Origin of the sequence: Embleya scabrispora (assembly GCF_002024165.1) — a bacterium.
GTDB classification, from domain to species: domain Bacteria; phylum Actinomycetota; class Actinomycetes; order Streptomycetales; family Streptomycetaceae; genus Embleya; species Embleya scabrispora_A.
Map to the genome: position 1 here is coordinate 1 of NZ_MWQN01000005.1, position 12004 is coordinate 12004.

Here is a 12004-nt window from a genome sequence, read left to right on the forward strand (position 1 = left end):
AACAGGTCGATCGCCGCGAGGTCGGACGCCGTTTCGCCGTGGACGGTACCGGACGCCCGGGAGTACACGCTCGACCACAACCGCAGAGCCTCCGCGCCGGCGGCTGTCACCTCCAGCCCGGTGACGGACTCGGCGAGGCGCCGCGCGAGGCGGTTGCGGTACCCACCCGGTACGTCGATCTCCGCCCGTAGGGCGTCACATGCGTGGCGCAGGCCCTCGTCGGTCCGGCGCGCCGCCGGGGCACCGTCTCGGCGGGTGGATGGGGGTGAGCCGGCTGGGGCAGAGCCACCGGCGCCGGAATCGATTTCGTTCAGGTGCGCGTCGACCGCGTCGACCACGGCCCGTGCCGCGTCCCGGAGGCCCGTGCTCTTCTTGTCGTCCGCGATTTTGAGGAGCAGCTCGATCGCAAGGCGGCAGGCGGCCTCCGCAAGAACGGTGGGCAACGCAAGGCTTTGCGGCTCCGCCAGCAGACGGCGGGCGTCGCGAAGGAGCTCCAAGGCGCGCTCCCCTTCGGCTCCCTGTCGGGTAAGGGCCATTGCCAACTCGACCGAAATCGGCGCCGGTTCGTTGTTCCCGGCAGCAATCGGGCCCGATTGCGGAGCCGCATCCGCTTGTTCCATGACCTGACTTCTACCATCACTTCCCGAACTCCGAGGCATTCGGACATGGCCCGGCGTGAGGCCATGGGAGAGGCCGGGTTCCGCGTTGCGTGCCAAGGGGTCCCGACGGGGTGCGGCGGTTGCCGGGGATCTGGGAGCGCATCGAGGAGATCGGTGGGGCGCGCGGGCCGGTGGGGTCGACCTGCTCGTCCCGGCCGGCCTCAGTGGGCGCAAGGGCAACGGCACCCGGGCGGTTGGGCACGGCAGTGGGCCGCGAACCAGGTCGCCGGGCTGGAGCCGGTCCCGGTCGATCGCGATCCGATGGCCGTTGCCGACCTGGCTCTTTGCGTCGATGCGCGGTGTATCCGGGTCGAGGTTCGGATTCATCAGATCCACGGCGTTGATGTCGAAGATGATCACGGTGCTCTCCTGGTCGGGCGTCCCCGCATCATTCACAGTCCTCGCGGGTTTCGCTCGCGATTCGAGACAGTGTTCGCGTGCGCACCGGATACGGGTTGTGCCGACGGGCGGGCTGCACGTGGTGCCGGGCGGGTGCACCCGGGCGGGGCCGGAGAAGAAATAGCCGGGTGCGTGTCGTTGCACAGCGCTAGCCTCGTGAAGAGTCGTTGGCGCCCACAACCAACCGGCCGTGTAGAGCCGGGTATCGAGGTGGGCTGTGTCGTCGGCTCACGGATGTCACGAGCCCGGCGTGGGTTCCCTGCGATTGGTACTGCCTTGATGCGTCGCGTGGATGCGGATCATTCCTGGCTCGCGGATCACCAGCTCCACATGGTCGCCACCCTCGCCCATGTCGACGACACCATCGACCGCGCGCTGCGGCTCGCCCAGGACTATTCCGCCCTGGGCCCGCTCACCCTGGAGAACGTGATGCGTGATCAGCGGGAAGCCGTGGTGATCACGGCGATCGCCCCGCTCCCCAGGCCTTGCCCCGGCTGGTGGCCGATGCCCTCACCCAGTTGCGGGCTGCGCTGGAGCACGCCTTGTATGCCGAGGTCGAGGCGCACCTCGGGCGCCGGCTGACGAGCGAGGAGGCGGTGCGGATCGCGATGCCCGCATGCTTGACGGCCGGCGACTGGGAGAAATGGCTCGGGGACCGTAAGCGGTCGCGGCTGGCGCCGCTGCGGGCGGGCACGGAGTTGGCGGAGCGGATCGGACGTCTCCAGCCGTTCCATCGGCGTGATGTCGAGGACCATCCGCTGCAGTTGCTGGTCAAGCACACCAATACGGCCAAGCATCGGATGCCGGCCGAGATCGCGACCCGGATCGGCGCCGTCTACCCCGACGACCCGAGGAGCCCGCTCGAGACCGCGGTGCCGCTGGATCTGCGGCCGCGTCCCGGCGGTGGGGTGAGTGCGGGAGTGGGGGACGTCGTCGCCACGGCGCCGCTGGGGCAGCGGATCGCGTTCTCGGTGATCCCGACGGTGTGTCTGCGCCGGCCTCACACGGGGGTGTGGACGATCTTCGCGCACGAGGTGCGGTTGCTCGAGGATTGGGTGCGCACGGTTGCGGTGCCGGTGCTGCTGACCGGACGCCACGACGTCCCGGTGCTTCCGCCGCAGGTGGACATCTCCACCGGCTATGACGACGTGCGGCGGCGACTCGCCGACGCCGGAACGATCCCGGCGGCCGAACGATCCCGGGTCCGATTCGAGGCCGCGGCCGCGCGCGAGGGGCTGCTCGACGTGCTCGCCCCGCGCTCGGGCAGTCCTGCCGAGGAGGCGGTACGGGCCTGGGTCCGGGCACTGACCGATGCCGAGGCCGTCGATCGTGCCAACCGGCTGGCCGACGTCCGCCATGATCCCGCCGCGATCCTCGTGGTGCTTCGTGCCTTGATCGCCGAGGCCCGCACCGTCTCGGGGGCGTAGGAGGCCCGGCGGGGCGAAGTCGGGGGCTTGTCGCGGGAACTGCGGTATGCCGGTCACCCGAAGGGGGCGACCGCCTGGAGGACGGTGACGACCAGCACTGTGCCGCTGACTTCGTAGCGCAGGAACGCGTTCGCGACGGTGACCTCGCGTCGGTCGCGGTCGCCGCGGACCGGGCACGAGCCGTGCCCGTAGGGGTCGCGGCCGATGGTGGACTCCGCGCCCGACCTGACCTCGCGGCGCCGGGTGTCGCTGAGTTTCGACAGGCCGTCCTCGGCTTCGTTCGTGTACTGGATCCGGTAGGTCACGGCTGTTCCACCGGATTGCCCTCGGCGTCGACGATCCCCGAGTAGTCCCCGCGGCGGATCCGCTCGACTGCGGCGTCCTCGTCCTCGTACGCCTCCGGCGGCAACGCCCACCCCAGGATCGCCCGACGCGCCAGATGCTCCAGCGGGGTCGCGTACATCTCCTCGTCGAACTCCGCCCGACGTTCCGGCGGCAGCATTGCGCGGATCTCCCCGAGCGTGCCCGGCAGCGTCACCGCCTCGCCCCGCACCACATGCGTCAACTCCGCCACCGCACACCCTCCTCGCATCGGCCCCACAACGATCCGCGTCCAGCGTGACACGCCCCGCACCACGCACGACAGAGCCGATGCCGCGCGGCGCCACCGGGGCGCAGCGACGGGGCCGGGGGCCTGCTGCGGAGTTGCTTGTGGTGGGTTGTCGGTTCCGGTCGGGCGTGTTCGTGCCGTGCGGTATCGCGGTCGTCGTGCTGCGAGTGATTGCCGGGCGCGGCGGGTCGTCGGGGGTTCGCCGTGTGTGGGTGCGAACGCGGTTGCCGAGCTCCGTGTGGAACGTCGTCGGTCGGGGCGTCGATCCGCGTTCGGGTGCCGCGCCCGGTCCGGGCAGCCGCCGAACGTCCGTACCCGTGGCCCGTGCCGGCGTGAGCCAGGTCGTCGGTGCCGCGAAGATCGATCCCGATGCTCGTTTGCTGCGGGCGCTGAATGATCATGCGGTGAAGGTGTCACACGGGTGTCTGGTGCGTGCGCCGTCCGAGGTGCCCGAGGCGTTGTGGTGGTCGGGACGTGTCGTCGTGACCGTCGGTATCCAAGACCTGGCGTGCCGCCGTCCGGAAGGCGTGGTCCGGATGGTCCTTGGCGGTGGCCTTTTCCTTGAACCGGGTGTTGCAGGCGTCCAGTCGGCCGTGTCCGGCTCGGAGTGCCTCGGAGTGCCAGGTCGTGCCGGCGTGGTGCATCGCGGCGAGTGCGTCGTGCAGGGTGTCGGCCGCGTCGGCGACCGCGCGGGGACCGGCCACGGTCACCGCGGCCGAGGTGGCGCTGAACCGTGCCCAGGTGTCGTGTGCCTCGTCGAGTGCCGCCTGCCACTGTGTGGGGGTGCCGGCGCCTCGACTGAGTTGGCCGGTCAGCTTCCACAGCGCCGTGGACAGGTGTTGCGAGGCGTCGATGCACGCGAGGTAGGCGTCGCGCCGCAGCTCGTCGCGCCGACGTTCCCGATCGGCGCGTTGCTGCTCACGCAGGTGGTGTCCTTGACCGAGCACGATCAACCATCCGCCGCCCAGGCCTGCGATCGCGCCGATGGCGGCGCCGAGTATCGCGGCCTCGCTCCCGTCCATACGAAGCGATTAGAGCCGATACGCCGTTTCGGTGCCAGAGGGTGCGGCCGCCCTGGTCGCGGCTGTCGAGAGCGGTCCGTTGCCCGGCCTGTCGAACGCGTGTCCCGAACGGGGTACGTGTCGTTCGGTGAACGGCGCGCGCCGGGGCGGGTGTTGGTGGCAGGGTGGGTGGGCGGCCTTCTCGGGGTCCTCATATCCGCCTCGTGGCGTGGTGTGCGGGCTGTGCCCCGCGACGGCAGTGAGCCGGTACGGCCCCGGCGCGCGTCGTGCGTTGTCGGGGCTGTACTCACGGCGGCGACGGTCGTGCCGGCTTCTGGTCCGCTGCGGCGCAGCGGGTGGGGTGGCCGTTTCGGGTGTTGCGGTCCGGTGGGCAACGCACGGTGTCACGATGGTCGGCATGGGGCGACGATTACGACAAGTGGTGCGTCGTGGAACGGTTTCCGCCGGCCTGTCGGCTTCTCCTGTCGTGACCGATGCTCTGCGGGACGCCGTATCGGGCCGGGACGAGGTGGTGTCGGGTGGCGGTCGATTCCGGCGCCGGCTCCGGCGATGGTTGCGGCGGGCCGGTACCACGGCCCCGCCGGCGGGTGGTTCTCCTGTCGCTGGCGACCGTGTCGAGGCGGAGCGGGACGCGCCGGACCGGGTTCCCGGTGGGCGGATGGACGGCGACGAGTTCGAGCGGCATCGTGCCCGCCGGGCGGCGCTCGAAAACCGGCGCACCGCGGTGTATCGGCTGTTCGACGCCGACGGTGTGTTGTTGTACGTGGGCATCTCCGTGGATCCGGTGAAGCGGTTCCGCGGTCACCGGTACGGCAGCAAGCGGTCGAAGCCGAAGGAATGGTGGCCGCAGGTCGCGTCGAGTCGCATCGAGTGGTTCGACTCCCGCTCGCGGGCCGAATTCGCCGAGTCGTTCGCCGTCGTCACCGAACACCCGCGCCACAACAAGGCGAAGACCGGGGAGGCTGCCGGCCGCTGGTTCCGCCACCGTTGGCTGGAGGAACGCCTCGCCGGCGGCCCCCGCCCGGGGCCGGACGCGGGCGCGGGGGCGTGGAGGGCGTGGGACGAGGCCACCGCCGAGATCTGCGGCCACGAGGTGCCGTTCGAGTTGTGGTGGAGCCCGCACTCGCCGTGCGGCCGCCTTGCGGCGCAGCGGGCCGAGGCGGCACGTGCGCACGGTCGCACGATTCGAGAACACATTGCGTGGCCGCTGCGGGTCGAGGAGTTGGTACGCCTGACCCTCCATCATCACGGTCACTGCGAGCGTTGCCGGGAGCCGTACCCGTGTGCGGTGGTCCGCTCGGCCGCCGCGCGCTTCGCGCACGACCCGCAGTACGCGCCGCTGTGGGAGCGGCCGGCGATGCCGTGAACGCATTCCGGATCGTGTAGCGCGCAGCGATCGTGTGCCGTGCAGCGACCGCTTCGGTTGTGGCGGCGGTGTCCGATGGTTCGGGCGCCGTGGCGGTGGTTCGGCGAGGTTATGGCGTGGGTGTGAACGTGGCTGTGTGGTGTCCGTGGGGGTCGATGCGGAGTCGGTGGTGTCGGCGCCCGGGTCTGCCGGCGTTGTCGAAGTCGTGGTGGATGTCGGCGAGTTCGTGGGCGAGGTGGCGGGGGCCGGATTGGCGGCAGGTGCCGTCGGCGTGGATGGTGGCGACGGAGCCGTCGGTGGTCCACAGGGTCAGTGCGTCGGGGAGGTCGCGTTGGCCCAGGTCGGATGCGGGCAGGGCGAGGGCGACGGCGAAGCGCAGATCGTCGTCGTGCCACGCCGCGAGGGGCATCGCGCACGGTTCGAGGGGGCCGGTCGGGTCCCCCGGGTAGGGGATGGTGTTGGTGCCGGCGGTGGTACGCAGGCTCATGAAGTAGGCGGGTGTGGCCAGGAACGGGCCTTCGGCGTGGCCGTGTTCGTCGACGGTCAGGGATGCGACGCCGGTGCCCACGGGTACGACGAGGCGGCCACCGGGTCGGACCGCGGCGAGCCAGGCGGGCGGGACGTGGTCCACACCGCAGGTGGCGATCAATCGGTCGACGCTGCGGGGTCCGGCGGGTGGGTGGCTGCCGTCGGTGTGTACGACGCGCACGCCCGGGTGCCCCGCCGTGGTGAGGGCGTGGCGGGCGGCGGTGGCGACGTCGGGTTCGATGTCGATCGTGGTGACGTTGGTGTCGCCGGTCAGGCGGGCGAGGAGGCCGGCGTTGTAGCCGGTGCCGGCGCCGACCTCGAGCACGCGCATGCCGGGTTCGACCGCGAGGGCGTCGAGCATGGCGGCCATGAGGGAGGGGACGGTGGAGGAGGACAGCGGTGGGCCGTCGTCGCCGAACATCGTCGCGGTGACCAGGAGTTGATCGGTGTAAACCTCTCGCGCCCAGTCGGGGTGCTCGGGCGTGAACACGCGGGTCTCCCAGGTCCCCGGGGCGGCTTCGACGCGGCGGACGAAGCGGGGCAGGTACACGTGCCGCGGCTCTGCGCGAAATGCCTCCACCACGTCCGGGCGGATGCCGTCGGTGGCCATCGCATCGACCATGGCGTGGCGCAGCCGGCGGGTGTCGTCGGTGTCCGACGGAGTCGGTGTGGGGGTTCGTGGGGTGGGGGTGGTCATCGGGTTGCCTGCTCCAGGTGGTCGGCGAGCGCGGTGGTGATGGGGTGGTGGTCGGGGACGAACGCCCATTGGCCGCCGGGGTTGAGTTCGAGGGCCAGGATGCGGTGGTCGCGGGTGGCGATGAGGTCCCAGGCGGCGAAGACGAGGCCGAAGCCTCGGGTCACGGACACTACGCGGCGGGCGAGTTCGACGGGCAGGGTCCCGGGTCTGTACGTGGTGTGTGCGTCGGGGGCGGTGCGGATGTCGAGGTAGGGGGCGTCGACGTGGATCTCGGTGGCGAACAGACGCTCTCCCACGACGGCGACGCGGTACTCGAAGGCACGGTCGCGGACTTCGGCCTGGACCAGGTGGGCGGTGGAGGCCACGCGGGGGTGGCCGGCGTGGTGGGCGGGAACAGGGGTGGTGTTGACGACGTGTCGTGTGCCGGTGGCGTCCGTGTGGGTGATCGGGCCCAGCGTCTTGCCGATGGCCGGGCCGTGGTCGGTGCAGAAGCGGCCATGGGCGGTGGGGGCGTTGCCGATCCAGGTGTCGGGGGTGTCGATGCCGGCGGCACGGAACGCGGTGAGTTGGGCGGGTTTGGTGCAGGCGGCGGCGCGTGCGGGGTCGTTGACCCAGGTGACGTCGGGCAGCGCGGCCAGGATTCCGGACAGGCCCAGGCGCGCCTCGCGTTCGGCGAAGTCGCGTTCCGGGCCCGCCGGGGTGGCGCTCGCGCAGATGGTGGTGGGGCGGCGCCAGTAGACCGCGCGGATGTCCTCGAGGGCGATCCGGCGCGCGCCTTGGGCGAGGTGCCCGCGCCAGACGCCGTCCCGGGACAGGGTGGCGTCGAGGATGACGTCGGTCGGGAAGCCACCGGGGTCGATCCGGGCACACGGGATGCCGCGGTGGTTGAGCTCGGTGATGACGAGGTCGGCGGTCGGGTCGACCGGCCCCGTGGCGACGAGCGCCCGGGGCCGGCCGATCCGCGACGAGGGTCGGCTAGAGATCGTCGGCTCCCTCGTCGATGGCGATCGCGGAGTTCCCGTCGGTGCTGAACGTCGACTTCGTCGCCATCTCGATGCCCGGCACCTCGATCAACGGCCGCCCGTCCAGGAACGAGACCTGCGTGTCCTCATTCAGGGCGAGGGTGCCCGGCATGTCGAGCGCGGTGCCGGCGGGGCGTGCCAGGTCCAGCAACAGCGGCACCAGAGCGGTTCCGGCCGCTTCGAGCGTGACGGACTCGGGCCGGGCGCCGCGTGCGGGTTCGAACACGGTCCTCATCGTGATCCTGCCTTCCTGGGTGCGTCGACCGACCGTTCACGGGCTCGGCGGCGCCGGGCCCGACCTCCGGGAGCCGGCCCGGTGGTGCGGTGGTGGTGGTGTCAGCGTGCGCGGCCTGGGCGCCGGCGGTCATTGCGGGCGCGGCGCACGGGATTGAGAGCGGGTGTCAATCCGGGTGGAGTCCGGCCGATTGCCTCCCCGGGGCCTGCGGGTTCGGGTTACGGTGCGGTCATCGTTCGGTGACGCACCGTCGAGGGGGCGCGATGTCGAAACCGACCCGGGCCAGGCGCGAACAGATCCGACGGGAGGCCGCGAGCATCCGTGCCCGTTGCGAGCGTGAGGGCCGCACGGTCGGGGAGATCGCCGACATCATCGGGGGCCGCATCCCAGAACTGTCCGCGCTGGAGGGATGGCGGCTCGCCCTGGGCTGGACCCGTGCACGCACCCTGGCCGGTGTCGCGCGAATCTACGCCGACGACGGGCTGCGGATGCCCGGGTTGTCGGCGGAGCAGTTGTGCCGTTTCGAACACGGGCCCGACCGGCCCGGTCTCGAGTACGCGCGGGTCCTCGCACGGGTGTACGGCACCAGCGTGGATCGGTTGGGGTTGGCGACACGATGCGGGTGCGGAAGGAACGAACCGGGGGATGCCGGTGGCCGGTTCGGGTACGGTCGGGCGCGGGAGACCCACGTCGGGTGGGCGACCACGCACTGGGGAGTGGAACACGTGACCACCGCCGCCGGACTGCCCGCCGTCCGTGAATCCCTCCACCTCGTCCTCGCCGACGGCCCCCACCCTTCGCAGGCCCTCGTCGACCTCGCCGAGGCGGCCGCAGGACACTACGCGCTGAACTACTCGCGCCACCCACCGCAGGTGTTGTTCGACGAACTCCACCGTGTGCGCGGCATGTTGGTCCCCGTCCTCGAACCCGCCGCCGGCGGTGGGGACGACGTCGCGGCGGCGGGTCTGCGGTCGGTCGCGGCCCGGCTCACCGCGCTGTTGGGCAACCTCGCGTTCCACCTGGGTGACCACAGCGGCGCCCAGGCGCATCTGGGCGCCGCCGCTCTGTTGGGCGAAAGCTGCGGGGATGACGACCTGCGGGCGTGGACGTACGGCGCGGCGTCCATGGTCGCCCGCGCCGACCGACGCCACCGGAGCGCGTTGGCGTACGCCGAACACGGCCTCGCGCTCGCGGGCACGCCGCTGCGCCGCGCGCAACTGTCGTCCTGGGCACTCGCGCCGTCCCTCGCCGCGCTCGGCCGCGCCGAGGACGCGCAGCGCGCCCTCGCCGACGCGGACGACGATCTCGACGCCGTTCCCGCGCAGGCTCCGGGGCGGTTCGGCTTCGACCACGCCGAGCATCTCCTACACACGGCCGAGACCCACATCGCCCTCGGGCAGGGCGACCGCGCGAGCGGGCCCGCGGGCGCGTCGATCGCCGCCGCCGTGCACGCGTCACCGGGTTGGGCGGCGGCCACCGCCGTCCTGGCCCTGGCCGAAGCCCCCACCGCACCCGACGACGCCGCCGCCCGCGCCCACGACCTCCTCGACCGCGTCCCGGCGCAGCACGTGCGCAGCACCACCCGCGAGCGCCTCGACCGCCTGGTCCTGGGCCTGCCCCGGGAGGCACCCGCCGGCGACGAACTCCGGGAACGTATCGCGGCGTTGCCCCCGACTGTCGACACCCACGGACGACCGCCGGCACCGTGAGGGTTGTACTCGGCTCGGTGCTCCGGCAGTGGTACGGAGCTCCTCGGGCCGAGGTCACCGGACAGCGGCACGAACCCGTTCGTCTTCGAGAGGTTACGTGCGGCTCACGTGGCCCGCGCCGGCTGTAGGTCTGCCTGTAGTTCTTCCCCCGTTGCCGCCCTCACAGGAGCGTTGGCGCGAATGGGCAGGTCACGGCGGATATCCGGAGGTTGACGTCCGGTCCGATCAAGGGGGGAGCGGGCGGGTGTCGGGTGACGGGTCGCAAGAGCGTGGCGGATTCGGTAAGGGTTGAGGCGGGCCGGGGGCGAGACAGCGGGTGGATGGGCAGGGGACGGGCGGGCAACGAACGCAGAGTCTCTGGGTGGGTGGCTGCGAGGCTGTTCGGGGGTGGCGACGGATCCGTCCGCCGGTCTGTGCGTGGCGCACGGTGCCGCGAGGCCCTTCCCGGGGCCGGTCGGCGAGGCCCGCCGTCCGGTGTCGGGTTCGTCCCTGCCGCCGCCGGAAGGTGCTTCCGGCGGCGGCGTGTGGGCGGTGGGCCTATGCGAACGGGCGGTATCGGCGGCGGATGGTCTTGCCCTGCCGGTGTGTGGTGCGGGTGTCGATCTCGCCGGCGCTGTCGATGACGAGCAGTTCGGTGGCTGCGTCCGCCTCCAGGGCGACGTCTCGGCCGGTCACCGTTCGCGGGGTCGTGCCCTCGGTGCCGTCCGGGCATATCGAGTACTCCGAGTACCGCCCGTTCGGCCGGAATCCGGGGTGGTCGGCGAGTTTCGTGCCGGTGCCGATGGCGTCGACGGGGACGTATCGGGCGGCTTGGGTTCCCCGCCCCCAGGCGATGTACACGATCCCGCCCTCCACGGTCGCGCCGCCCCGGGGCCGGTTCTTCATCAAGTCGGTGATCAGGCGGGCGACTTCGCGGCCGGTCAGGATGTCGGGTTCGTCGTCACGGGTGCGTTTCCAGCTCCCGCCGTCGGCCAAGTCGATGCGGTAGTGGGGTTGTTCGCGGATCGCGGTCATGTCGTGGGTGAGGGTGATCGCGGCACCGGGCATGTAGTCGCCGTCGTCACCGCCGACCACGGTCGTGCGGTCGGCGGGGCGCAGCAGCACCTGTGTCCCGTCGTGTTCGACTGCCACGATTCCGCCGGGCAGGGCCCACAGGGTGCCTCCTTGTTCGAGGACGCGACGCAGTTCGGCGTGGACGCGGGCGCGTGTCGAGCGTGTGGCGCTCTCGGGTCCCGTGGTGAACGCGCCGGCGGGTACGTCGTACACGAGGGATGCTCGGACCTTGTCGACGTCGTGGACGGGCAGGCGGGTGCCGTCGCCGCCGTCGGTCCAGCCCCGGGGGCCGCAGGTGACGGTGACGTGGGCGGTGTCGGGGTCGGAGCCGCCTCCGGCGGTGGCCCTGGCGGTCCAGCCGTGGGGGCTGTGGTCCAGGTGACGGGCGATGGTGTGGGCCCGGCGCAGGGGGTGGGGCAGGTGTTCGTCGCGCACGATCGTGGTGACGAGTCGGTCGCCGGTGAGGCGGTGTCGGGCGCCGTGGGGGTAGGGGGATCCGATTTGTTCCAGGTGGATCGCGAGGAGATCGGCGACGGTCTGGGCGGTCTCGGGCATGGTGCGGATTCTCCTGGTGTCACGGGAATTTCCCGGTTGCGAATATCTTTCGACGTCGTGACTTCCGGTTGCTTCGATTTTATGGGGTGATTTTCCTGCGCCGAGAGGATCGGCCCCCTCCCCCGGTTCGGCCGATGCTTTAAATGCCTGTCCCGGTGGGACGAAGCGGATTCCGGGGGTGGCGGTGATGCGGATCGCCGTGGGCCGTCCGCGCATCGCTCACCCGGAAGGAACTTGCCGCCTCGACGGGCACCGGCGGCAGGTACGCCGCAGGTGACGCGTTCGTGGATGCGGTCCGTGGTCTTCGGGAAATCGAATTCGGATTGTCCGGTCGGTCTTTGCGCATCGGCGCCGGATGACATCGGCGACTGTGCGCGGCGACGATTGAAGGCGAATTGCGTCGCGCGCCGTCGATCGGGAATCCGTCCGCATCAGGGAAGGGTCGTTTCGGGGCCGCCGGTGGAGGATTCGCCTACGTTGAATTCGGCGGCGAGACCGGCCGCGTCGCGACGCCGGACCCACCCGCCGACTCTTGTGGTCCGTTGTTCCGGCGTAATGGCGCTCCGGCTTCCCGCAGCCGTCGACCCCGCCGAACCGCCTCGCCGGTGTCCGCCACGATCCCGCGGCGATCCTCGTCACGGTCGCGATGCGGGTCGATATCGGGGTTCCCGGTCGGGTTGTCGGGTGAGGTGTTCGTCGACGAGTCGGCAGACGGTCGGGTT

At 71.6% G+C, this 12004-nt stretch carries 12 protein-coding genes and 2 pseudogenes; 5 read left to right on the forward strand and 9 right to left on the reverse strand.

Annotated features, from left to right (window positions below; genetic code table 11):
- Window positions 1-620: pseudogene (locus B4N89_RS44745) on the reverse strand (hypothetical protein); the annotation flags it as partial.
- Between the two features lie 726 nt (window positions 621-1346).
- Between B4N89_RS44745 and B4N89_RS48505 the strand changes: the two are divergent.
- Window positions 1347-1640 carry a hypothetical protein gene (locus B4N89_RS48505; protein WP_143658318.1) on the forward strand — a complete coding sequence of 98 codons (294 nt, stop codon included), beginning with the start codon at window positions 1347-1349 and terminating at the stop codon, window positions 1638-1640.
- Complete coding sequence (locus B4N89_RS44750) at window positions 1601-2485, forward strand: hypothetical protein (RefSeq protein WP_101897584.1); 885 nt, start codon at window positions 1601-1603, stop codon at window positions 2483-2485. The genes B4N89_RS48505 and B4N89_RS44750 overlap by 40 nt, the downstream gene beginning before the upstream one ends.
- Window positions 2486-2538: 53 nt before the next feature.
- Here B4N89_RS44750 and B4N89_RS44755 read toward each other — a convergent pair whose 3' ends face one another.
- The 3 genes from B4N89_RS44755 to B4N89_RS44765 form a co-directional block, all read right to left on the reverse strand.
- On the reverse strand, window positions 2539-2790 hold the full coding sequence (locus B4N89_RS44755) for a hypothetical protein (RefSeq protein WP_078982437.1): 252 nt from the start codon (window positions 2788-2790) through the stop codon (window positions 2539-2541).
- The gene (locus B4N89_RS44760; protein WP_235619367.1) at window positions 2787-3059 is read right to left on the reverse strand and encodes a hypothetical protein; all 273 of its coding nucleotides are present in this window, start codon (window positions 3057-3059) and stop codon (window positions 2787-2789) included. The genes B4N89_RS44755 and B4N89_RS44760 overlap by 4 nt, the downstream gene beginning before the upstream one ends.
- 449 nt (window positions 3060-3508) lie before the next feature.
- Entirely contained in the window at window positions 3509-4117 is a 609-nt protein-coding gene (locus B4N89_RS44765; protein WP_078982439.1) for a hypothetical protein, read from the reverse strand.
- A 658-nt stretch (window positions 4118-4775) separates the two neighbouring features.
- On the opposite strand from B4N89_RS44765, the gene B4N89_RS44770 reads away from it, so the two are divergent.
- Window positions 4776-5483, forward strand: coding sequence for a GIY-YIG nuclease family protein (locus B4N89_RS44770; RefSeq protein WP_078982440.1), 708 nt, complete (start codon window positions 4776-4778; stop codon window positions 5481-5483).
- Window positions 5484-5592: 109 nt separating this feature from the next.
- On the opposite strand, the gene B4N89_RS44775 is transcribed toward B4N89_RS44770, so the two are convergent.
- Together B4N89_RS44775 and B4N89_RS44780 are read right to left on the reverse strand one after the other, a co-directional pair.
- Window positions 5593-6708 (reverse strand): methyltransferase domain-containing protein, encoded by a 1116-nt coding sequence (locus tag B4N89_RS44775; protein WP_078982441.1) that lies wholly within the window; start codon window positions 6706-6708, stop codon window positions 5593-5595.
- Window positions 6705-7073, reverse strand: a complete 369-nt coding sequence (locus B4N89_RS44780) for a hypothetical protein (protein WP_078982442.1) — start codon at window positions 7071-7073, stop codon at window positions 6705-6707. The genes B4N89_RS44775 and B4N89_RS44780 overlap by 4 nt, the downstream gene beginning before the upstream one ends.
- Before the next feature lie 100 nt (window positions 7074-7173).
- Here B4N89_RS44780 and B4N89_RS44785 point away from each other — a divergent pair, with 100 nt between their 5' ends.
- A complete protein-coding gene (locus B4N89_RS44785) occupies window positions 7174-7446 on the forward strand; it encodes a hypothetical protein (RefSeq protein ID WP_161501037.1) in 273 nt (90 codons plus the stop codon).
- On the opposite strand, the pseudogene B4N89_RS53625 reads toward B4N89_RS44785, so the two are convergent.
- Together B4N89_RS53625 and B4N89_RS44790 are read right to left on the reverse strand one after the other, a co-directional pair.
- A pseudogene (locus tag B4N89_RS53625) lies at window positions 7365-7691 on the reverse strand (MvdC/MvdD family ATP grasp protein); the annotation flags it as partial. The gene B4N89_RS44785 and the pseudogene B4N89_RS53625 sit on opposite strands and share 82 nt — an antisense overlap.
- The gene (locus tag B4N89_RS44790) at window positions 7684-7956 is read right to left on the reverse strand and encodes a hypothetical protein (protein WP_143658319.1); all 273 of its coding nucleotides are present in this window, start codon (window positions 7954-7956) and stop codon (window positions 7684-7686) included. The gene B4N89_RS44790 and the pseudogene B4N89_RS53625, both read right to left, overlap by 8 nt.
- A gap of 272 nt (window positions 7957-8228) precedes the next feature.
- On the opposite strand from B4N89_RS44790, the gene B4N89_RS44795 reads away from it, so the two are divergent.
- A complete protein-coding gene (locus B4N89_RS44795; RefSeq protein WP_078982445.1) occupies window positions 8229-9674 on the forward strand; it encodes a tetratricopeptide repeat protein in 1446 nt (481 codons plus the stop codon).
- 537 nt (window positions 9675-10211) lie between these two features.
- Here the strand turns inward: B4N89_RS44795 and B4N89_RS44800 are convergent.
- Window positions 10212-11282 carry a hypothetical protein gene (locus B4N89_RS44800; protein WP_078982446.1) on the reverse strand — a complete coding sequence of 357 codons (1071 nt, stop codon included), beginning with the start codon at window positions 11280-11282 and terminating at the stop codon, window positions 10212-10214.
- Window positions 11283-12004: the final 722 nt, after the last annotated feature.